We start from the raw sequence: 18,291 nt of genomic DNA on the forward strand, positions 1-18,291 counted from the left end.
ATGGATGAACGATTTTTAAAAGTTACGGCAATTATTTCAGAGCAATTGGATGTTGATATTGAAAAAATTACCCTTGAAACCTCACTCATTGACGATCTGGAAGCAGATTCACTGGATGTGGTTGAGCTGATTATGGCGTTTGAAGATGAATTTGGAACTAAAATTGACGAAAGTGCATTAGAAAATATCCAAACTGTAGGAGATATCATCAACGCAATTTCCTAAGAAGATTAAAGGGTGTCGCTGAGAAACAATGGCACCCACCTTCTCCTTATTCAGGAGACTGTGCGTTATCTTTTCTGGTTTGCTTCTTTTCATGGGGAATAGCGAGAAACGCTCAGGCGAACTCTCGTAATCGATAAGGGGGGATATTAAGTGACAATCGAAGAAAAAATCGATTACCGTTTCAAGAAAAAAGAGTTATTAAAAGTTGCCTTAACGCATAGTTCACATTCAGGAAATTCGACCAACAACGAACGACTTGAATTCTTGGGGGATGCAGTATTGGAACTGATTATCAGTGAGTATTTATTTTTGTCTCACAAATTATCTGAGGGTAAAATGACGAAAATCCGTTCCAATATTGTATGTGCCGAGTCTCTTTCCAAGGCTGCCTATGAACTCCAGTTGGGAGATCATATTTTCTTGGGAAAGGGTGAAATTGTAACTGGGGGAAGGCAACGGAAATCGAACCTTGCCAATGCCTTTGAGGCCCTGATTGGGGCTGTATTTTTAGACAGTAATTTTGAAATAACCCGGAAAGTTGTTCTGAAAGTGTTGGAAAGTAATATCGCTCTGGCTTTGTCCGGTGCGCTGGTAAAAGACTATAAAACGGAACTTCAGGAGTATATTCAAAAGAACAATGACAATGTTATTGAATATGTCCTGGACCGTTCTGAAGGACCGGAACACAACAAAACCTTTTATATTAAATTGATTTTTAATGGCGATTGTGTGAGTCATGGCATCGGTAAAAGCAAAAAAGAAGGGGAGCAGGACGCCGCTAAAAACTATTTGCTTAAGACGAGAAGACTAAATTGAGGTGAGGGCTTGTATTTAAAAAAATTGCGATTGTCGGGGTTTAAATCATTTGCAGACCCTGTAAGCCTTGAGTTTTCAGAAGGTATTTCTGCAATTGTGGGCCCTAACGGCAGCGGAAAGAGTAATATCACTGATGCCATCAAATGGGTTTTGGGTGAACAAAGCATTAAATCCCTTCGGGGTAAAAAAATGGAAGATGTCATCTTCTCAGGAACAGAAAAAAAACAAGCCTCCGGTTATGCCGAGGTTGTTTTGATTTTAGACAACAAAGAGGGTTCGTTGGAAAACTATCCCCAGGAAATAGCGATCTCACGGAAACTATTTCGGTCCGGCGAAAGTGACTATGCCATTAATAAAAAAAGCTGTAAACTAAAAGAGATCCACAGTATTTTTATGGATACCGGTTTGGGGAAAAACGGTTATTCATTAATCAGCCAAGGGAGTATCGAAAATATTTTATCGAGTAGTCCCACTGAGCTGCGGAATATCTTTGAAGAGGCTGTAGGTATTGTTTCCTATAAAACTAAAAAAAACGAAGCCGAAAAAAAATTGGAGCAAACTCAGGGACACTTGGATCGGCTGCGAGACATTATGGCAGAAATAGAAAAACAGGTGGGCCCCTTAAAAAACCAATCTCGGAAGGCTAAAAGCTTTTTAACCCTCTATGAGGAGTTAAAGACTGTCGATCTGGTGATTTTCTATCGAAAAATGAGCGGCGCGGTCACGGAACTGAAAGTATTAAAAAAAAATCTTGAGGAACAACTAAAAAGTTGTGAACAAATCGAAGCAATTATCAGAAAAAAGGATGAATTGTATCAAAAACTGACCATTGAGAATCGTGAATTGGACCTTTTAGCGGACTCGGAAAAGAAAAATCTATCGGTGCTCAGAGCCGATTTCGATCGGGTTCAGCGGGAAGATATCCGTTGTAAAAGTCAGTTGGAAGCGAATCAAATAACCCAGGAACGCTTAAAAAACGAAGGTGAAAGCTTGACCTCCCGAATTGCGGCAACACTTAAGCGGATTGATGGACTGGAACTGGAGAAAAATGTCTTGCTAGAGAACCTCGTGACAAAAGAGGCAGTCAGAGGTGAACTGGAAAATACCCTTAATCTTTTACTCTGTGCAGAACAGCAGGAAAAAGATCGGATCAAAGCAACTCAAGAGGCCGTTCTAAATCAGCAATCGCTTTGCGAAAAACTCGAAATGAAGCGTTTAGAAATTAAAACGGCCATTCAGGAAGCAAAGACGGAGTCATCTTTTATCAAAAAGTACCTGGATGAAACAGGAGCCAGTCAGGATCAAGTCGCTGCGGATCTAAAGCAGCAAAAACAAGAGATGAGTAGTCTGTTGGCAGAAAAAGAGCAACGGAAAGACCAGTACCAGAAGTTGCAAATCCAGTATCAACACAGTTTGGACGAACAAAAGCAACTCCAGAATCAGGTTCACCTGATTTCTAATAATTTGAAAGTTAATGCTTCCAAGGTAGAGTATTTAAAAAATATTCAAAAAAATTATCAGGATTACTTCCCAACCATTCGTAAACTGATGACATCAGAAAAGCTGCTCGGCCCGGTGATCCATGAGGTTTTTGGGCCGGTTGGCGAACTCATCTCGACTGAGGCCAGATATCTTCAGGCCATTGATATTGCTTTAGGTGCTAAAAGTCAGAATATTGTCGTTGCCAGCGTTAAGGTTGCCAGTGATTGTATTAATTTGCTCAAGAAAGAGCGTCTTGGTCGGGCAACATTTTTGCCCCTGGATAATTTAAAATACAGTTTAGTTGATGAAAAAACCCGGGCAGTGCTTAAAAATACTTCCGGAGTCGAGGGGATTGCCAGTGACTTGGTTAAAACCGATGCGGCTTATGAAGTGGTCATTAAAAGTCTTTTGGGACGAATCATCGTCGCCAGAGATTTTGCTTCGGGAAAAGATATCCAGAAGAAAACGGCTTCTAAGTTTACCGTTGTAACCCTGGGAGGTGAAATCTTTTACCCTGGCGGAGCCATTGTCGGGGGACAAAGCAAGGACAACCGGCAGTCGCCGCTTTCTAAGAAGATTGAAATCCAGAATTTGCAAAAAGAAATGGATCAGCAAAAAAAAGCCCTGGATGCGATCAAAAACCAGGATGTGACGGTGCAAAAATCTCTGACCCAGGTAGTCGATCAATTAAAGGAACTGGAAACGGGGTATAACCGCTGCAAACAAGCGCTGTGGGAGAAGAACAAGACAATTGAGGACTTGAGCCGAAAACAGCGTGAAAGTACGCAGTCGATTTCGTCTCAGGAGCAAAAGCTTCAGGCACTCAGTCAGAAGCTGGAACAGTTAAATATTGAGCTGACTAAAATCGAAGCATCATATAATCAGGCCAAGGAAGCCACAAAAGGTCAGGAAACTGATGATCAGGCTCATATGATCAGACAACAACTGGACGATTTGCGGTTAAAAATATCAGAAAGCCAAATGGTTATCACTCAGATCAAAGGAGAAATCGCTGGGTTTGATCAGCAAATCGTCTTGATGCAGGAACAATTAAGCCACCAGACAGCCAGAAAAACGACTCTGGAAGCTGAAATGGCGGGTTACCTAAATGAATCCCGCGAATTGATCCGACTTCAGGAAAAACTGGGGGCGGATCATCAGCTGCTAAGCAAAAAAATTGAATCCCATCGTGACAAAAATAAACAAGCGATGGAACTGCAAAAAACGAATGCCCAGCGGCTGGAGACGCTACAGGAAGAAATAAAAAATGACAATCACCAATTGATTATTGACAACGACAGAAAAAATACCATTTCGACTCAACTAAACAGTCTGCAGCTACAGATGAACCATTGGGAAGAGAATATCTATAAGAGCTATGAAATTAACTATTTAATGGCTGAAGATGCCTATCAGCAGTTGGAGGCGGAGCACAGCCTTGATGAGCTTGATTTGTCTGAAGAACGTCAGCGTACCTTGAGAGAAAAAATTAGCGCACTGGGGAATGTGAACCTCGGTGCCATTGAAGAGTATGAAGAAATTATCGCCCGACATGATTTTATGAAAGAACAAATGGATGATTTAAAAGCTGGGAAAAGTGAGCTGTTAGATATTATTAATACCTTGTATGACGCCATGACCGAGCAGTTTAAGGCAAACTTTATCAAGCTACAGGAGAATTTTACGCGGATCTTTGGCATTCTATTTGAAGGCGGTTGGGCTTATCTGGAGTTTACGGACCCTACTGGGGTGCTGGAAGGGGGAATTGAACTGGTGGCTCAGCCACCGGGTAAACGGCTGCGGCATATTTCTCTGCTTTCTGGTGGTGAAAAGTCAATGGTTGCCATTGCTCTGCTGTTTTCCTTTCTGGAAATTAACCCGTCCCCTTTTTGTGTGATCGATGAGGTAGACGCTGCCTTGGATGATCATAATATTTACCGTTACATCAGCTACCTCAAAAAAGTAGCGGAACATAATCAGTTCATCACGATCACTCATCGTCGTACTACCCTGGAAGTGTGCGACAATCTCTATGGGGTATCGATGTCCAAGGATGGGGTGTCCCAATTGGTGTCGGTTCGACTGACGGATTACGCTTAAAATGATGGTCAGGAGAAATTACAAACTGACCCCAAATAAACTCACTTAGGCAAGGCTCTAAGGGGTTAAAACGAAGGAGGCAACGATGGAATTAAGTTTATATGAACGGATGCGTAACAAGCTGGTTAAAACGGCTGACAATTTCAAGGAAAAAATAGAAAATGTCATGTATATGGGGAGCTTTGATGATGATTTCTTTGACGAGCTGGAGGAAACTCTGATTCTCTCGGATTTAGGGGCTCAAACCTCAGTGAAAATCACGGCGGCGCTGCGGGCAAAGATTAAAGAAACCCGGTCTAAAAGCAAGGAAGAAGTGATGGGCTTTCTAAAAGAAATCCTGGTCGATATGGTTTTGGTGGAAGTAAAAAAGCCGCAGCTACCCACGATTATGCTGGTTGTTGGCGTCAACGGGGCCGGAAAAACCACCTCGATTGCCAAACTCTCTGAGCGCTATAAAAAAGAAGGCAAAAAAGTTGTCATTGCAGCAGCGGATACCTTTCGGGCGGCGGCGGTGGAACAACTCGATGAATGGGCCAGACGGGTTGGCGTGGATATTATCAAAAGTACTACCGGTGCCGATCCGAGCTCGGTGGTTTTTGATGCCATTGGTGCAGCCAAGGCCCGTAAAGCCGATATTCTGATTTGTGATACGGCGGGACGTCTGCATAATAAGGTTAATCTGATGAAAGAACTTGAAAAGATCAGTCGGGTGATTAACCGGGAAGGTGAAGGGTTCACGGTTCATAATTTATTGGTGTTAGATGCTACTACTGGGCAAAATGCGATTAACCAGGCAAAGGTGTTTCATGAGTGTGTCGAAATTAAGGGAATTGTGCTGACTAAGCTCGACGGAACCGCCAAAGGCGGTATCGCAATCTCGATTATCGATGAAATGCAGATTCCCATTGAATACGTTGGTATTGGCGAAAAATCAGAAGATCTCATCGATTTTGATCCAAAGAAATTTGTTGATTTGCTCTTTGAATAAAGGTTTATAAAGATTTTAACGAAATGTCCCAAAGAGCGCGAATAAAAGCTTGACTTTTTTACTGTCAGGACTTACAATAATTAAGTCGTCAAGTAAAATTCCTTTACGACGATATCGAAGGTGCATATGGAAAAAAAAGTAGGGGAACAATATTTATTTGATTTTTATGGCGAACTGCTAACCGCTAAGCAGAAGCAGATTTTAGAGTATTACTATGATGATGACTATAGCCTGGCTGAAATTGCTGAGGTAATGGCAGTTACCCGTCAGGGTATTTTTGATGTGATTAAACGCTCTAAAGCCATGATGGAAGCCTATGAAGAAAAACTGGGACTCATCGCCAAGTTTTTAAAATCTCAAATTATTCTGGAAGAAATTGAGAAAGTTCTATTGGACTGTGTTGATCGTGAAAAAGACGAGCAGCTACAATCTGAATTGATGCTGGTGGTTGAAAAACTGAAAAAAGTCAGTGAAGAAAACTAGAGGTGACAGATGATCTTTGAAGGATTAAATGAAAAATTTCAAAATATATTTTCCCAACTTAAGCGCAAAGGAAAATTAAACGAAAAAGACATCCAGGAAGTCAATCGGGAAATAAAAATGGCTCTTTTAGAAGCCGATGTCAATTTCAAAGTCGTTAAACAGTTTACCAAAAATATCGGTGAGCGCGCCATCGGCCAAGAGGTACTTAGCAGCCTGACTCCGGGACAGCAGTTTATCAAGATTGTAAAAGATGAAATGACAACCCTTCTGGGCGGTGAAATTGAGCGCATGGACTTTATCCAGGGACGCCAGAATGTTTATATGATGGTGGGTCTCCAGGGTGCTGGTAAAACAACCACAGCAGCTAAGCTTGCCAACCTGTTGCGCAAAGAGAAAAAATTCAAACCCTTGCTGGTTGCTTGTGACGTCTATCGTCCAGCAGCGATTAAGCAGCTTGAAATTCTCGGGGATGAATTAAAAATTGACGTTTACTCTGAACATGATATAAAAGACCCGGTCGGCATTGCCAAACGGGGACTTAAAAAAGCAGTTGAAGGCCATTATGATCTGGTGGTTATGGATACGGCCGGTCGATTACAAATCGATGAAGCGCTAATGGATGAATTGGTTAATATTAAAGAAGTCATTAATCCTACCGAAATTTTATTAACGGTCGATGGGATGACCGGACAGGAATCGGTCAATGTAGCTAATGAGTTTAATCGCCTGCTTGATATTTCAGGGGTAATCCTGACCAAGTTGGATGGCGATACCCGTGGCGGGGCGGCCTTATCGATTACCTATACGATTGGCAAGGCGATCAAATATATCGGCACCGGTGAAAAACTGACCGATATTGAACTTTTTTATCCGGACCGGATGGCATCGCGGATTTTGGGAATGGGGGATGTACTATCCTTTATTGATAAAGCCCAAAGTATGATGGATGATGAAAAAGCCAAAGAACTGGAAGAAAAGTTCAGAAATCAGGATTTTGATCTGAATGACTTTTTGGATCAGATCAGGCAGATCGAAAGCATGGGCTCGATTAGCAGCTTGCTGGAAATGATGCCGGGAGCCAGTAAGAAAGCCATGAAAAATGTCGATTTATCGGGGGCGGATACAAAAAAAACCGAGGCCATCATCTTATCGATGACCAAGGAAGAACGCCATAAACCCGGGATCATCAATGCCAGCCGACGAAGACGAATCGCGTTGGGAAGCGGTACTATGGTAGCGGATGTTAACCGGTTATTAAAGGGTTTTGAACAGTCCAAAAAGATGATGAAGCAAATGTCAAATCCGAACATGGCCAAAAAAGGACGGATGAAGCTTCCGTTTATGTAAAATCAGTGTTATCAAGGACATTATGTCATTAGATAAAGAAGTTAAGAAAGGGGGAACGAACATGGCAGTAAAAATCAGATTAAAAAGAATGGGTAAGAAGAAGAAACCTTTTTATAGAATCGTTGTTGCTGATGCACGGGCACCACGTGATGGTAAGTTCATCGAAGAAATTGGATACTACAACCCTTGTGTTGACCCTGCACTCGTAAAAGTAGATGCAGACAAAGCCAAGACATGGTTGGCCAATGGCGCAAAACCAACGGACACCGTTAAGTATTTATTAAAAAGAGAAAACGTAATCGAGTAGTACCAGGAGGTAAATGATGAAAGAACTTGTGGAAATTATTGCCAAAGCTCTTGTTGAACACCCCGATGCGGTATCTGTCTCAGAAGTTGAAGGCGAACAATCCATTGTTTTGGAATTGAAAGTCGCTGACGATGATATGGGCAAGGTCATTGGAAAACAGGGGCGTATCGCAAAAGCAATTCGTACCGTCATAAAAGCCGCTGCCACGAAAGAAGACAAACGTGTCATGTTGGAAATCATCCAATAAAGGCATTGGGCTGTGTATACAGCTCTTTTTTTTCGTGTCTTTTTCAGGGCAAAAAAACAGGAGATAACAATGGAAAATAATAATCGTTTAATCATCGTTGGCCGTATTCTTGGTGTTCATGGCATCAAGGGTGAATTAAAAGTATTACCTTTAACCGATGATCCGGGCCGTTTTTATGACCTGGATGGGGTCACCCTGATCCATGGCAAAAGTGAAGTGGACTATAAGATTACCAATTGCCGCCTTCATAAAAACAACGTGTTGTTGTTTCTCGAAGGTATCACCAACCGTAATGATGCCGAAGCATTGACGGGTTGGGAAGTCGGTATCCCAAAAGAACTGGCAGTTACATTGGAAGAAGATGAGTTTTTTATCGAAGAATTATTGGGCTTACCGGTTTATAATGACGGCCAACTGTTAGGAAAAATTACCGATGTGATGCAAGCCGGAGGGGTGGATGTTTATATTATCACCGCAGGCAAGAAAGTCTATTGTGTTCCCGCGAGAAAACTCTATTTCAATGAAATCAATGTCAAAACTGGACGAATTGATGCCAGTATCCCACAGGAAATATTGGATCTATGAAATTTTATTTTTTAACCTTATTTCCGGAAATCTTTGAAACGTATTTTCAAACCGGAATGATCGGTCGCGGCGTCAAGGCGGGTTTGATTGACTATGCTGTGATCAATATCCGCGACTTCTCCGGTAATAAGCATCATAAGGTTGATGATACCCCCTATGGAGGTGGTGCTGGTATGGTGATGGCAGCTCCGCCGATTGTTGCAGCCTTAAAAAGTATTCCCGATTTTCGTACTTATCCAGTCGTTTATTTAACGCCGGGGGGCAAACCGTTTAAACAAAAAGATGGGATGACACTTTCTAAATATCCGGGAATTGTTTTTATCTGTGGCCATTATGAAGGCATTGATCAGCGCGTTATCGATGCTTACGTGGATCTGGAATTTTCGGTGGGGGACTATGTCTTAACGGGTGGAGAATTACCGGCTCTGACCCTGGCTGATGCGATGGCCCGCCATATTCCCGGTTTTTTGGGCAATGGTGATAGTTTGGCGGAAGAATCTTTTGAAAGTCATTTGCTCGAATATCCCCATTATACCAAGCCGCGGGATTTTGAAGGTCAGGAAGTACCGGAAGTGCTACTTTCAGGCAATCATGCCGAGATCAAAAAGTGGCGTTTAAGCCAGGCAGAGACACGCACCCGGCTAATCCGACCAGATTTATTTGAACACTATCAAAATATAAATAAATAAAACTTGCATAAAGAGTTAGCAAAGTGTATAATATGTCAGTATGTTATCAAGGGAGACGGTCCTCTGTACATGATGCATGAACGTCGGAAATCGAATATTAAGGAGAAAAAAAATGGACATTATTAAAAAGATTCAATTAGAAAATATGAAGGCAGAGCCACCTAAGTTTAGCGTTGGTGACACGGTCAAAGTTCATGTTAAAGTTATTGAAGGTAAACGTGAAAGAATTCAGATTTTTGAAGGCATTGTGCTTAAAAAACAAAATGGTGGTGTGGGTGAAACATTCACAGTACGTAAACTTTCTTCGGGTGTTGGGGTTGAACGAACCTTTCTGGTCCACTCACCAAAGATCGAAAAAGTTGAAGTGGTTCGACATGGTAAAGTCCGTCGAGCTAAACTTAACTATCTTCGTGATCGCGTCGGTAAAGCAGCAAAAGTCAAAGAAAAAAGAGTATAATTCAGAGGCTGGCAAGCCTCTTTTTTGATTAACTTGGTTGTTTAAAATAACGAGTTGTTAGCAAGGAAGTGAAGAAATGAAAGAAGATCAGGACTCTAAGGGTAATTTGGAACTTAAAGAATGGATACAATCCGCAGTGATTGCCATTGTTCTTGCTTTTATCATAAAAATGTTTCTATTTGACTTTGTCATGGTCCAGGGAAGTTCGATGTTTCCCACCCTGGTAGGGGGTGATCGCCTGATTGTCAATAAAATCGGCTATACCATCGGTGAGCCAGATTATGGCGAGATTGTGATCCTCAGTTATAGTGATAGCGTTGAGTATGTCAAACGGGTAATAGGAAAGGGCGGAGATACCATTGAGATAAAAGATATGGTTGTTTATCGGAACGGTGAGCCCTTATCTGAAGCGTATATCAACACTGAAGCGTACGAAGATTTTTCAGAAGTCACCGTTCCAGTTGGTACTTATTTTGTGATGGGGGATAACCGCGCAAATAGTTCGGACAGTCGTTATCCGAGTCTGGGTTTTGTCGAAAGAGATGCCATTGACGGCAAAGTGATCTTTAGAATTTGGCCCCTTTCGGAAATTGGACTGGTATAAAAATGTCAGAAGAGAAAATTGAATACATACAATGGTATCCGGGTCATATGGCGAAGGCCAATCGAGAAATAAAAGAAAAACTCAAGCTCATCAATGTGGTGATCGAAGTGGTCGATGCCAGACTGCCGTTATCGAGCAAGAATCCCGAGATTAACCAGTATACCTGGAATAAGCAGCACATCTTGTTGCTAAATAAGTCGGATTTAGCGGATCCGGAAGTCAGTCTTTTATGGATGGACTGGTTTAAAAAAAATACTGACATTCAGAAGGTTGTACTGTTTGATGCCTTCGATCGGCGGATGAAAACCGACCTGGTCAGAACCATTCATGAACTTAATATCAAAGAGAAAGCGCAGGTAAAATGCCTGGTTTGCGGAATTCCCAACGTCGGGAAATCGACGGTTATTAACAGCCTCATTGGAAAAAAGAAAACCCAGATTGGCAATAAGCCGGGCGTTACAAAGGGGCAGCAATGGCTTAGTACTCCGGATCACCTGATGCTTTTGGATACCCCGGGGATATTATGGCCAAAATTCGATGATCCACTAGTGGGGCTGCATTTAGCCTGGTTAGGTTCCATCAAAGATACGATTTATGAAAAAGAAAATATTGCGGCTGATTTGCTCAAATACTTGTTGGTATATTATCCTGATGAACTGGAAGCGATTTATAAAATCGAGATTGAAGGAAAAAATCTTCCCGAGGTTTTCGATGCTATTGCTAAGAGTCGGGGACTGCTGATTAAAGGTGGCGAGTACGATTATGCGCGTACCAGTGTGCTGATACTCAATGATTTTAAAAATGGTCGGATTGGACGTATCACTCTGGAACGACCAAATAATAACTTTTAAAAAAAGTACGCGATAGCTTATTTAAAACAATCACTTTCTGTTTGTCAGGAAGATGGTTGTTTTTTTTATTTTAATTCTGTAGTATAATATCCAAAGATACGTAAAAAAACAAAAAGAGGTAAGTATGAATTCATTTCAAAACATGACCATTACGTCACTTAAAGACTATATTTCAACACTGGATATAAAAGCGTACCAGGACCTGATTCCCGATCTAAAGCGCGATACACGTCAAGCAGTTCAAAAAATCGCAAAATCTTTGGAAAAAAAGGTTGACGCTAGAATGATCGAAATAGAACGGATTAAAAGGATGAAATCGATTGAGACAAGCTATTACAACAATGGGATAAAAAAAATTGGTGGTATTGATGAGGTTGGACGGGGTCCGTTAGCGGGACCAGTGGTAACCTGTGTCATTGTTTTAAAGCCGGATTCCAATCGTTTGTATGTTAATGATTCAAAAAAGGTTTCAAAAAAAATGCGGGAAAGTTTATGCGAGCAGCTGCTTGAAGACGCGTTGGATTATGCCATCGGCCAGGTCGATAATGATGGGATTGACAGTCTCAACATTCTAAATGCCACTAAAAAAGCCATGACTGATTCGTTAAGTACATTATCCACAAAACCGGATCTGCTACTCATTGATGCCCTCCAAATTGACTCCAAAATTTCCCAAAAATCGATTATCCACGGCGATGCCACCAGTTATACCATCGCCGCGGCGAGCATTGTTGCCAAGGTCTACCGGGATAATCTGATGCAGATTTATCACGAGGAGTATCCCGAATATGGTTTCGATCACAATATGGGTTATGGTACCGCCGAACATATAAAAGCCCTTTATAAGCATGGACCAACGCCCATTCACCGTCGAAGCTTCATAAAAAATATCGGTTTGTAATGAAGACACACAATCTCAAAAAAGGAAAGGCCGGGGAAGCACTGGCGGTAACATTTTTAGAAAATATCAATCATCGGATTTGTCAAATGAATTATAAAAAACCGTCTGGTGAAATTGATCTTATTACCCAGGATGGTGATACCCTGGTTTTTGTCGAAGTGAAGTATCGAAAGAATCTGGATTACGGATATCCCCGGGAAGCGGTGAATCGGGCTAAACAAAAACGCATTGCGAAAACGGCGCTTTGGTATTTAAAGGAGAAACAGCTAGATGACGTAAGCGTTCGCTTTGATGTCATTGAAATATATTACGGCTTAGATGGCGAGCAAGTGATTAATCACTTTGAAAACGCATTTTCATTTTAATGCAATGGATTTAGTGTGAGAGGAATTCAATTAATCTGAAAGAACAGGACTAAGATCAGATTTATTTGACCTCAGTCCTGTTTTTTAAATACTATTGGCCGTCATCCACTGAGATCAGAAACACCTTTTCAGAATAGGTACCCTTAGTCTCTTTATTCTGAATTTTTAAATAGTCAATATGAAGTGGCTCATATTCAAAGGTCTCCACAATTGTATCCAGCAATTCGTAGATATCCGAAAGTTCATCTTCCGAGGGTCGCTTCAAAAATATCTGAGCTTTTTCAAGAAGCTTTTCTTTTAATGCATCTCGAACTTCTGATTCACCTAAGATTTTGTACTCACAGGTACGTCCACTGTCTTTAATGATTTTTGGAATCTTATCCCGAACAATTTTATTATACTCAACTTTCATAATCTATCACCTCAAGCATATTATACCCAATCAGTCTATTTAAAAACAAGAGGGATAAGATATTTTTAAGAAAACCTCCGCTGATTCCAATTTGCTTTATGATATAATAAATCATCCAGGAGTTAAAAAGGGGGGGCGCAATTTAAGGTGGAAGAGCAGCATGTGGCGCTGTGAATCTCTGCGTTATTTGAGGAATCTTGGGTATATATCTTAAGTAACTTGAAGAAGCGCACGATTAATAATTAAAAAGATTGACCATTTACTAAAATGAAACTAATACTTGTAATTTTGTTAAAGAAATACTATTATAATTAGAATAGTTCTATTTTAAGCAGTGATTTACAGGTTTGGTTTTGGCCAGGACGACCAGATCTTTAAAGATGGATAGTTATTTAGTTTAATATCGGAAGGAAGATTTTTATGAGTAAGTTAACGATATCAGTGGTAATACTGGCAGTCATCAGCCTTGGTGTTTTTGCGTTTAACTACATAAGTCCCGAAATTTTGAACACCTCTGAAAAGCTATCATCAAATCCAGATCAAATAAAAGAAGTCTTGGTGCCGCTTGATAAAGAAATAAATGCAAAAGATTATGGGGCAAAAGGAGATGGTTTAACGGATGACACAACGGCCTTGCAAAATGCAATTGATGATGCAAGCAAAGAAAAGGCACTGTTGGTGATACCAGAATCGAGTGAATCATATCTGATAACAAAACAGCTTGTCATGAAGGAAAACACGCATATAAGCGGCTATGGTGCAACATTATTTATGGCTCCGGAAGAAGACACAATCAGAAATATGCTATGGTCAAGTCCCGACGACATGGTTTCAAATATTTCAATTGAAGGCCTGACTTTGAAATCTGAAAATAAGATTATAGGTATCGATTATTATGAAAATAGTATGGTTAGCAATGTTCAAGGCATGTATTTTCAAGGCGTAGACACGATGAAAATAAGTGATGTTTTTATGGAGGATGTCTATGTTGGTTTGAAAATATCTCAGGCCGGTAAGTTGAGAAATAAAGATATAAAAATAAGCAATTTAAGGATCGATAACTCCGGGATGCCGATACAGATCTCCGGCACGAATGGCTTTAGTATGGTTGATAGTGTGCTGAATTCAAATGATGGCGGTACCAAATGGCTGCATTCTGCTTATCTGAGAGGAGACAACAGCAATTTTTATTTCCAGAATGTTGAGTTTAATAATGCCTCTGGTGGCGGTATCGCAATAGCAGGGAATCCTCAGTATCGTCATCCACCAGAAAATATGGTATTTAAAGACTGTCGTATCAAGGATAGTGTAGTAGGCGTTCATATTAATAGTGGTGCTACAAACATTACAATATCTGGTTTGATTATAAAAGGTAGTAGCTTGGGCTTTAAAATAAACGATGCATCCGAATTAAACATTGATGGCGTGAACATCAGTGGATCAAAACAGCAAGAGAATGACCATGGCGGATTCAGTATTGAAAATGTTAATCAATCGACAATTTCAAGTGTTACAATTGACGCCAGCGATATGACAGGGTCATTATGTCAATTAATTGGAGATATTGAGGATTTAAAATTGTCATCTTTTAAATCAAGTGAGGTAAAAAATATTCCATTATACAGCGTTGAGAGTGCGGCAAAAATAAAGAACCTGATTATTGAGTGATTTAATAAAGACTAGAATAAGCAAATTCGTTTAGTGGCATCTTAAGATTTGTTCAGCGATGAGTTAAGATGACATCAATCAACACTGTTTAGGAGGCAGACCGCAATGGGAGAGAAAATATATCTGGCATCGCCGCATATGAGTGATGAAGGATTTGAAATGGCGTATATTAAAGAAGCGTTTAGTACCAATTGGATTGCACCGCTTGGACCAAATGTTAATGAATTTGAAAAAGAGTTTGCATCAAAAGTGGGGGTGAGATACGCCGCGGCATTAAATACCGGGACTGCGGCTATTCACCTGGCCTTGAGAGCGGTTGGTGTAGGGGAAGGTGATATTGTCTTTTGTCCGACGCTCACATTTTCGGCAACTGTAAATCCCATTATTTATGAAAAAGCGATTCCTGTATTTATTGACAGTGACGAGGAAACCTGGAATATGTGCCCACTGGCATTAGAAGAAGCTTTCCAGAAATATCCCAATGTGAAAGCTGTGATTGTCGTTCATCTTTATGGTTTATCGGCTGATATGGATAGAATCATGGCAATTTGTAATCGTCATGGCGTTGCGGTGATCGAAGATGCAGCTGAATCTCTGGGAAGCTTATACAAAGGCAGACAGACGGGCACCTTTGGTGAGTATGGTGTATTTAGTTTTAATGGGAATAAGATTATAACCACTTCTGGCGGTGGAATGCTTGTTTCCAACAATAAAGAGAAGATACAAAAGGTAAGATTCTGGTCGACGCAGTCAAGAGATTCAGCGAGACATTATCAGCACAGTGAATTAGGCTTTAACTATCGCATGAGCAATATTTCAGCTGGGATTGGCAGAGGTCAACTAAAAGTATTGGATCTGAGAGTTGCAAAGAAAAAAAAGATCTTTGAGTTTTACAAAAGAGAATTAGGTGAATTGCCAGGAATTCAATTTATGCCTGTCAATCTCTGGAATGAACCTAATTATTGGCTAAGTTGTATAACCCTGGATAGTAAAATAAAACCGCTGGAGATAATGGATGCTCTGGAAGAAGAGAATATTGAATCCCGGCCGATCTGGAAACCCATGCATCAACAACCTTATTTTAGTTGGTGTGATTATATTGGCACAACCGTGTCCGAAAGACTCTTTGAATCAGGGGTTTGTTTGCCTTCTGATACCAAGATGACAGATACAGATCAGGAACGCATCTGCAAAATTATTAAAGGATTGTGATAATAAATGCTTTACAAAAGATTTATAAAAAGACCAATGGATTTTTGTTTATCTTTGGCGGCGATCATTGTACTATCGCCACTATATGTTGTTTTAGTGTTGACAATCAAAAAAAAATTGGGCAGTCCGGTATTATTTAAACAAAAAAGACCTGGTCTAAATGAAAAAATCTTTACACTGTATAAATTTAGAACTATGACTGATCAACGAGATGAAAAAGGCGCGTTATTGCCTGATGATAAGCGGTTGACCAGGTTTGGCAATTTTTTAAGGTCGACCAGTCTGGATGAGTTACCGGAACTGGTCAATGTGTTAAAAGGAGATATGTCTGTCATTGGTCCACGACCTTTGCTGGTCCAATACTTGCCACTTTATAATGAGCAACAAAAAAGACGACACGAGGTCAGACCTGGCTTATCAGGTTTAGCTCAGATCAATGGTCGTAATGCGATTAGTTGGGAAGAAAAATTTAATTTGGACGTTGCGTATGTTGATACGATCAGTTTTATTGGTGACTGGAAAATTATTTTTCTCACGATGAAAAAAGTTTTCAAAAGAGAAGGAATAAACGCAAATGATTCGACAACGATGGAGTTGTTTCAAGGAACAAAACTTACAGACTAAGAATTGTCTTTGAAATTTCATCATACTAACCAGAGGGAGACATGGCATTATGAAAGAGAAATTAATGATCATCGGGGCAAGTGGCCATGGAAAGGTAGTTGTCGATATTGCGATCAAAATGAATATTTGGAAGCACATCTTTTTTTTGGATGATGATGTATCGATTACGACTTGCATGGGATATCGTGTTGTGGGAAAAACAGTCGATGCCGTTAACTATATCGATGAAGCTGATATTTTTGTCGCGGTTGGAAACAACGCGATAAGAGAGAATATTCACAAAACGTTGGGATCAGCAGGGGCAAAGCTACCGGTTTTAATTCATCCAGCGGCGATTATTGGATCGGAAGTTGAGATTGGGGTTGGCTCTGTTATTATGGCCGGGGTTGTAATCAATAGTGCAACAAGAATCGGACGAGGCTGTATTATCAATACGGCGGCGACGGTAGATCATGATAACCGAATAGCAGACTATGTTCATGTATCGCCTGGGGCGCATTTGGCAGGGATGGTTGAAATTGGTGAAAAAAGCTGGATTGGCATTGGCAGTGTTGTCAGTAATAATTTGACCGTTACAGCAAACTGTAAAATTGGTGCTGGGGCGGTTGTAGTAAAAGATATAACCGAATCTGGAACCTACGTGGGCGTACCGGCAAGGAGTATTCGTTGATGAAAAAGACTGTTTGGATTTGGAACCATTATGCCACAAGTATGTATAAGGATCGTGCCGGGAGGCATTACTCTTTTGCACAAAATCTAAGGAAAAGAGGCTACAATCCTGTTATTTTCTGTGCCTCAACCAATCATTTTTCGAATGAAAATATTGAGATTGAAAAGAATAATTATCGGGTGGATGTAATCGATGAGATCCCTTTTGTGATTATAAAAACACCTGATTATGTTGGAAATGCAAGAAAAAGGCTCTATAACATGATGCGTTTTTATAAAAATCTCTTCCCGGTTGCAAAAGAATATGCAAAAAAAAATAAAAAACCGGATGTCATTCTGGCGTCAAGTGTTCATCCTCTCACCCTGATTGCGGGCATAAAAATCGCAAAGAAGTTTAAAGTCCCCTGTATTTGCGAAGTGCGGGATTTATGGCCAGAAAGTATTGTGGCCTATAGCGGTTTAAAAAGAACCAGCCTGATTGCAAAAGTGCTTTATCGCGGCGAAAAATGGATCTATGAAAAGGCAGACAAACTTATCTTTACCATGGAAGGTGGGACTGATTACATCATTGAACGCGGGTGGAGTAAACAAAATGGTGGCTCTATTGATCTTAAAAAAGTATATCACATCAATAATGGCGTTGATTTAGCTGCTTTTAAAAGAAATCAGACAATTTATAAATTGGAAGACCGGGATTTAGACAATGAGCAAACCTTTAAAGTCATCTATACCGGGTCAATTCGCCTTGTGAATAACATAAAAACCATTGTTGATGCAGCTCGAGTTGTCAAAAATGAAACGGTCAATCAGATTATATTCCTTATTTATGGTGATGGCAGTGATAAAAAAAACCTGGAAGATTTTTGTAAAAAAAATAACATTGACAATGTTGTGTTTAAAGGTTATGTCAGCAAAAATAAAATACCCTATGTCTTAAGTAAATCAAATCTTAATATCATTCACTTTGAAGACAATCAAATAAAAAAGTACGGGGCCAGTCTCAATAAAATGTTTGAATATTTTGCCAGTGGAAAACCTACGGTTTCTGACTGTGAGTTTGGTTATGATCTTATAAAAAAGTACCATTGCGGAGTGGTGGTTGATCAGGCCGATCCGAAACAATTAGCCAAAACGATTATCCACTTTAGCAATATGCCGGGAAGCGAGTATCAGCAATACTGTGAAAATGCCTTAAAGGCTGCGAAGGACTATGATTATCAGCGGTTAACGGAAAAACTTATCGAATTAATTTAAAGGGA

General features: G+C 40.4%; 21 protein-coding genes. 20 read left to right on the forward strand and 1 reads right to left on the reverse strand.

What is annotated here, in order from left to right; translation table 11 throughout:
* The 15 genes from acpP to DOZ58_RS01440 all read left to right on the forward strand — a co-directional run bounded on the left by acpP (position 1) and on the right by DOZ58_RS01440 (position 12,447).
* Positions 1 to 225, forward strand: a complete 225-nt coding sequence (gene acpP, locus DOZ58_RS01370) for an acyl carrier protein (protein ID WP_111886654.1) — start codon at positions 1 to 3, stop codon at positions 223 to 225.
* A 150-nt stretch (positions 226 to 375) separates the two neighbouring features.
* Positions 376 to 1,041, forward strand: coding sequence for a ribonuclease III (gene rnc, locus DOZ58_RS01375; RefSeq protein ID WP_111886655.1), 666 nt, complete (start codon positions 376 to 378; stop codon positions 1,039 to 1,041).
* 9 nt (positions 1,042 to 1,050) lie between these two features.
* The gene (smc, locus tag DOZ58_RS01380) at positions 1,051 to 4,623 is read left to right on the forward strand and encodes a chromosome segregation protein SMC (RefSeq protein WP_111886656.1); all 3,573 of its coding nucleotides are present in this window, start codon (positions 1,051 to 1,053) and stop codon (positions 4,621 to 4,623) included.
* Positions 4,624 to 4,708: 85 nt separating this feature from the next.
* Positions 4,709 to 5,611: a signal recognition particle-docking protein FtsY gene (ftsY, locus tag DOZ58_RS01385; RefSeq protein WP_111886657.1), complete on the forward strand. Its 903-nt coding sequence runs from the start codon at positions 4,709 to 4,711 to the stop codon at positions 5,609 to 5,611.
* A gap of 126 nt (positions 5,612 to 5,737) precedes the next feature.
* The gene (gene ylxM, locus DOZ58_RS01390) at positions 5,738 to 6,094 is read left to right on the forward strand and encodes a YlxM family DNA-binding protein (protein WP_111886658.1); all 357 of its coding nucleotides are present in this window, start codon (positions 5,738 to 5,740) and stop codon (positions 6,092 to 6,094) included.
* A 9-nt stretch (positions 6,095 to 6,103) separates the two neighbouring features.
* On the forward strand, positions 6,104 to 7,441 hold the full coding sequence (ffh, locus tag DOZ58_RS01395) for a signal recognition particle protein (RefSeq protein ID WP_111886659.1): 1,338 nt from the start codon (positions 6,104 to 6,106) through the stop codon (positions 7,439 to 7,441).
* Between the two features lie 61 nt (positions 7,442 to 7,502).
* Entirely contained in the window at positions 7,503 to 7,748 is a 246-nt protein-coding gene (gene rpsP / locus DOZ58_RS01400; RefSeq protein WP_026394772.1) for a 30S ribosomal protein S16, read from the forward strand.
* 16 nt (positions 7,749 to 7,764) lie between these two features.
* Positions 7,765 to 7,995, forward strand: a complete 231-nt coding sequence (locus tag DOZ58_RS01405; protein ID WP_111886660.1) for a KH domain-containing protein — start codon at positions 7,765 to 7,767, stop codon at positions 7,993 to 7,995.
* A 69-nt stretch (positions 7,996 to 8,064) separates the two neighbouring features.
* Positions 8,065 to 8,580 (forward strand): ribosome maturation factor RimM, encoded by a 516-nt coding sequence (gene rimM / locus DOZ58_RS01410; RefSeq protein WP_111886661.1) that lies wholly within the window; start codon positions 8,065 to 8,067, stop codon positions 8,578 to 8,580.
* Entirely contained in the window at positions 8,577 to 9,269 is a 693-nt protein-coding gene (gene trmD, locus DOZ58_RS01415; protein WP_111886662.1) for a tRNA (guanosine(37)-N1)-methyltransferase TrmD, read from the forward strand. The genes rimM and trmD overlap by 4 nt, the downstream gene beginning before the upstream one ends.
* 112 nt (positions 9,270 to 9,381) lie before the next feature.
* Positions 9,382 to 9,726 carry a 50S ribosomal protein L19 gene (gene rplS, locus DOZ58_RS01420; protein WP_111886663.1) on the forward strand — a complete coding sequence of 115 codons (345 nt, stop codon included), beginning with the start codon at positions 9,382 to 9,384 and terminating at the stop codon, positions 9,724 to 9,726.
* Positions 9,727 to 9,802: 76 nt separating this feature from the next.
* Positions 9,803 to 10,330, forward strand: coding sequence for a signal peptidase I (gene lepB / locus DOZ58_RS01425; RefSeq protein WP_111886664.1), 528 nt, complete (start codon positions 9,803 to 9,805; stop codon positions 10,328 to 10,330).
* A 2-nt stretch (positions 10,331 to 10,332) separates the two neighbouring features.
* On the forward strand, positions 10,333 to 11,181 hold the full coding sequence (gene ylqF, locus DOZ58_RS01430) for a ribosome biogenesis GTPase YlqF (protein WP_111886665.1): 849 nt from the start codon (positions 10,333 to 10,335) through the stop codon (positions 11,179 to 11,181).
* A 124-nt stretch (positions 11,182 to 11,305) separates the two neighbouring features.
* A complete protein-coding gene (locus DOZ58_RS01435) occupies positions 11,306 to 12,082 on the forward strand; it encodes a ribonuclease HII (protein ID WP_111886666.1) in 777 nt (258 codons plus the stop codon).
* On the forward strand, positions 12,082 to 12,447 hold the full coding sequence (locus tag DOZ58_RS01440) for a YraN family protein (RefSeq protein WP_111886667.1): 366 nt from the start codon (positions 12,082 to 12,084) through the stop codon (positions 12,445 to 12,447). The genes DOZ58_RS01435 and DOZ58_RS01440 overlap by 1 nt, the downstream gene beginning before the upstream one ends.
* A 91-nt stretch (positions 12,448 to 12,538) precedes the next feature.
* Here DOZ58_RS01440 and DOZ58_RS01445 read toward each other — a convergent pair whose 3' ends face one another.
* Positions 12,539 to 12,859, reverse strand: a complete 321-nt coding sequence (locus DOZ58_RS01445) for a nucleoside triphosphate pyrophosphohydrolase (protein WP_111886668.1) — start codon at positions 12,857 to 12,859, stop codon at positions 12,539 to 12,541.
* A 420-nt stretch (positions 12,860 to 13,279) separates the two neighbouring features.
* Here DOZ58_RS01445 and DOZ58_RS01450 point away from each other — a divergent pair, with 420 nt between their 5' ends.
* The 5 genes from DOZ58_RS01450 (at position 13,280) to DOZ58_RS01470 (ending at position 18,286) form a co-directional block, all read left to right on the forward strand.
* Complete coding sequence (locus tag DOZ58_RS01450; RefSeq protein WP_111886669.1) at positions 13,280 to 14,527, forward strand: glycosyl hydrolase family 28-related protein; 1,248 nt, start codon at positions 13,280 to 13,282, stop codon at positions 14,525 to 14,527.
* A gap of 105 nt (positions 14,528 to 14,632) precedes the next feature.
* Positions 14,633 to 15,739, forward strand: a complete 1,107-nt coding sequence (locus DOZ58_RS01455) for a DegT/DnrJ/EryC1/StrS aminotransferase family protein (protein WP_111886670.1) — start codon at positions 14,633 to 14,635, stop codon at positions 15,737 to 15,739.
* Between the two features lie 36 nt (positions 15,740 to 15,775).
* Positions 15,776 to 16,363, forward strand: a complete 588-nt coding sequence (locus tag DOZ58_RS01460; RefSeq protein ID WP_305781827.1) for a sugar transferase — start codon at positions 15,776 to 15,778, stop codon at positions 16,361 to 16,363.
* 49 nt (positions 16,364 to 16,412) lie between these two features.
* Entirely contained in the window at positions 16,413 to 17,033 is a 621-nt protein-coding gene (locus DOZ58_RS01465) for an acetyltransferase (RefSeq protein ID WP_111886672.1), read from the forward strand.
* A complete protein-coding gene (locus tag DOZ58_RS01470; RefSeq protein WP_111886673.1) occupies positions 17,033 to 18,286 on the forward strand; it encodes a glycosyltransferase family 4 protein in 1,254 nt (417 codons plus the stop codon). The genes DOZ58_RS01465 and DOZ58_RS01470 overlap by 1 nt, the downstream gene beginning before the upstream one ends.
* Positions 18,287 to 18,291 lie beyond the last annotated feature (5 nt).

Origin of the sequence: Acetobacterium sp. KB-1 (assembly GCF_003260995.1) — a bacterium.
GTDB lineage: Bacteria > Bacillota > Clostridia > Eubacteriales > Eubacteriaceae > Acetobacterium > Acetobacterium carbinolicum.

Excerpts from the sequence above, each read along its gene's own strand:
- acpP (WP_111886654.1), top strand. The coding sequence starts at position 1 with ATGGATGAACGATTTTTAAAAGTTACGGCAATTATTTCAGAGCAATTG.
- ftsY (WP_111886657.1), top strand. The coding sequence starts at position 4,709 with ATGGAATTAAGTTTATATGAACGGATGCGTAACAAGCTGGTTAAAACG.
- ylxM (WP_111886658.1), top strand. The coding sequence starts at position 5,738 with ATGGAAAAAAAAGTAGGGGAACAATATTTATTTGATTTTTATGGCGAA.
- ffh (WP_111886659.1), top strand. The coding sequence starts at position 6,104 with ATGATCTTTGAAGGATTAAATGAAAAATTTCAAAATATATTTTCCCAA.
- rpsP (WP_026394772.1), top strand. The coding sequence starts at position 7,503 with ATGGCAGTAAAAATCAGATTAAAAAGAATGGGTAAGAAGAAGAAACCT.
- DOZ58_RS01405 (WP_111886660.1), top strand. The coding sequence starts at position 7,765 with ATGAAAGAACTTGTGGAAATTATTGCCAAAGCTCTTGTTGAACACCCC.
- rimM (WP_111886661.1), top strand. The coding sequence starts at position 8,065 with ATGGAAAATAATAATCGTTTAATCATCGTTGGCCGTATTCTTGGTGTT.
- trmD (WP_111886662.1), top strand. The coding sequence starts at position 8,577 with ATGAAATTTTATTTTTTAACCTTATTTCCGGAAATCTTTGAAACGTAT.
- rplS (WP_111886663.1), top strand. The coding sequence starts at position 9,382 with ATGGACATTATTAAAAAGATTCAATTAGAAAATATGAAGGCAGAGCCA.
- lepB (WP_111886664.1), top strand. The coding sequence starts at position 9,803 with ATGAAAGAAGATCAGGACTCTAAGGGTAATTTGGAACTTAAAGAATGG.
- ylqF (WP_111886665.1), top strand. The coding sequence starts at position 10,333 with ATGTCAGAAGAGAAAATTGAATACATACAATGGTATCCGGGTCATATG.
- DOZ58_RS01435 (WP_111886666.1), top strand. The coding sequence starts at position 11,306 with ATGAATTCATTTCAAAACATGACCATTACGTCACTTAAAGACTATATT.
- DOZ58_RS01440 (WP_111886667.1), top strand. The coding sequence starts at position 12,082 with ATGAAGACACACAATCTCAAAAAAGGAAAGGCCGGGGAAGCACTGGCG.
- DOZ58_RS01445 (WP_111886668.1), bottom strand. The coding sequence starts at position 12,859 with ATGAAAGTTGAGTATAATAAAATTGTTCGGGATAAGATTCCAAAAATC.
- DOZ58_RS01450 (WP_111886669.1), top strand. The coding sequence starts at position 13,280 with ATGAGTAAGTTAACGATATCAGTGGTAATACTGGCAGTCATCAGCCTT.
- DOZ58_RS01455 (WP_111886670.1), top strand. The coding sequence starts at position 14,633 with ATGGGAGAGAAAATATATCTGGCATCGCCGCATATGAGTGATGAAGGA.
- DOZ58_RS01460 (WP_305781827.1), top strand. The coding sequence starts at position 15,776 with ATGGATTTTTGTTTATCTTTGGCGGCGATCATTGTACTATCGCCACTA.
- DOZ58_RS01465 (WP_111886672.1), top strand. The coding sequence starts at position 16,413 with ATGAAAGAGAAATTAATGATCATCGGGGCAAGTGGCCATGGAAAGGTA.
- DOZ58_RS01470 (WP_111886673.1), top strand. The coding sequence starts at position 17,033 with ATGAAAAAGACTGTTTGGATTTGGAACCATTATGCCACAAGTATGTAT.